Genomic DNA, 2,546 nt, shown 5'->3' with positions numbered 1-2,546 from the left:
CGCGGGGAAGTGAAACATCTCAGTACCCGTAGGAAGAGTAAACAACAGTGATTCTCCTAGTAGTGGTGAGCGAACGGGGAAGAGGCTAAACCGCATGCGTGTGAGAGACGGCAGTCGTTGCGTGTGTGGGGTTGTGGGGTGCATCTGTCTGGGTCTGTCGGCCCAGAGCGCTGATGGTTCTTCTAGCTGAATCCGTTGGGAAGCGGTACCGGAGTGGGTGAGAGTCCCGTAGGTGAAGGAAGAGTCTAGGTGTTGGTGTGTTCCCGAGTAGCGCGGAGCCCGTGAAAGTCCGTGTGAATCTGGCAGGACCACCTGCTAAGCCAAAATACGTCCTGGTGACCGATAGTGCACTAGTACCGTGAGGGAAAGGTGAAAAGTGCCCCGGTGAGGGGTCGTGAAAGAGTACCTGAAACCGTGTGCTGTCAAGCCGTCAGAGCGTCCTTTCGGGGGTGTGATGGCGTGCCTTTTGAAGAATGAGCCTGCGAGTCATGGTGTGTGGCGAGGTTAACCCGGGTGGGGTAGCCGTAGGGAAACCGAGTCTGAAGAGGGCGTTGGAGTCGCATGCTGTGGACCCGAAGCGGAGTGATCTACCCATGTCCAGGGTGAAGCGGGGGTAAGACCTCGTGGAGGCCCGAACCCACCAGGGTTGAAAACCTGGGGGATGAGGTGTGGGTAGGGGTGAAAGGCCAATCAAACTCCGTGATAGCTGGTTCTCCCCGAAATGCATTTAGGTGCAGCGTCGCGTGTTTCTTGCTGGAGGTAGAGCTACTGTTTGGCTGATGGGCCCGACAAGGTTACTGACGTCAGACAAACTCCGAATGCCGGTGAAGTGAAGCGTGGCAGTGAGACTGCGGGGGATAAGCTTCGTAGTCGAGAGGGAAACAGCCCAGATCATCAGCTAAGGCCCCTAAGCGTGTGCTAAGTGGGAAAGGTTGTGGAGTTGCTGAGACAACCAGGAGGTTGGCTTAGAAGCAGCCATCCTTTAAAGAGTGCGTAATAGCTCACTGGTCAAGTGGTTCTGCGCCGATAATGTAGCGGGGCTGAAGCACACCGCCGAAGCTGTGAAGCCCGAGTTTTCTTGGGTTGGTAGGGGAGCGTCGTGTATCCGGTGAAGCTGCCGAGTGATCGTGTGGTGGAGGGTATGCGAGTGAGAATGCAGGCATGAGTAGCGAAAGCAACGTGAGAAACGTTGCCGCCGATTGACTAAGGGTTCCTGGGGCAGGTTAATCCGCCCAGGGTGAGTCTGGACCTAAGGCGAGGCCGACAGGCGTAGTCGATGGATAACGGGTTGATATTCCCGTACCCGTGCACGAGCGTCCATGCTGAATCGGGTGATGCTAACCACGCTGACCTCTTACGGGACCTTCGGGTTCTGTGGGGTGGTTGGTCTGGGAACCGATCTCGTAGTAGGCAAGTGATGGGGTGACGCAGGAGGGTAGCTCTACCCGGCGGTGGTTGTCCGGGGGTAAGCGTGTAGGCTGAGGGGTTGGTAAATCCGCCTCTTGTTGTGCTGAGACGTGATGCCGAGCCGTTTTTGGTGAAGTGAGTGATCCCATGCTGTCGAGAAAAGCCTCTAGCGAGTTCGTGTGTGGCCAGTACCCTAAACCGACGCAGGTGGTCAGGTAGAGAATACCGAGGCGTTCGGGTGAACCATGGTTAAGGAACTCGGCAAATTGTCCCCGTAACTTTGGGAGAAGGGGAGCCCTGTCTGGTGATGGAACTTTGCTTCCGGAGCTGGGTGGGGTCGCAGATAGCGGGGGGAAGCGACTGTTTATTAAAAACACAGGTCCGTGCGAAGTCGTAAGACGCTGTATACGGACTGACGCCTGCCCGGTGCTGGAACGTTAAGAGGACTGGTTAGTGGGTTTCGGCCCGCGAAGCTGGGAATCTAAGCGCCAGTAAACGGCGGTGGTAACTATAACCATCCTAAGGTAGCGAAATTCCTTGTCGGGTAAGTTCCGACCTGCACGAATGGCGTAACGACTTCCCCACTGTCTCAACCATGGGCCCGGTGAAATTGCACTACGAGTAAAGATGCTCGTTTCGCGCAGCAGGACGGAAAGACCCCGGGACCTTCACTATAGCTTGACATTGGTGTTTGGGATGGTTTGTGTAGGATAGGTGGGAGCCGGTGATACTGCCACGCTAGTGGTGGTGGAGGCGTTGGTGAAATACCACTCTGACTGTTTCGGGCATCTAACTTTGGGCCGTGATCCGGTTCGAGGACAGTGTCTGGTGGGTAGTTTAACTGGGGCGGTTGCCTCCTAAAGAGTAACGGAGGCGCCCAAAGGTTCCCTCAGCCTGGTTGGTCATCAGGTGTTGAGTGTAAGTGCACAAGGGAGCTTGACTGTGAGACGGACGTGTCGAGCAGGAGCGAAAGCTGGGACTAGTGATCCGGCACCGGCGTGTGGAAGCGGTGTCGCTCAACGGCTAAAAGGTACCCCGGGGATAACAGGCTGATCTTCCCCAAGAGTCCATATCGACGGGATGGTTTGGCACCTCGATGTCGGCTCGTCGCATCCTGGGGCTGGGGTTGGTCCCAAGGG

The 2,546-nt window shown here is 56.4% G+C and carries 1 rRNA gene; it reads left to right on the top strand.

The features are described 5' to 3' along the window. Positions 1-2,546 (top strand): 23S ribosomal RNA (locus tag D455_RS0128600); the annotation flags it as partial.

Source organism: Nocardiopsis halotolerans DSM 44410 (assembly GCF_000341065.1).
Lineage (GTDB): Bacteria > Actinomycetota > Actinomycetes > Streptosporangiales > Streptosporangiaceae > Nocardiopsis > Nocardiopsis halotolerans.
This window is presented reverse-complemented; position numbering and strand designations above follow the sequence as displayed.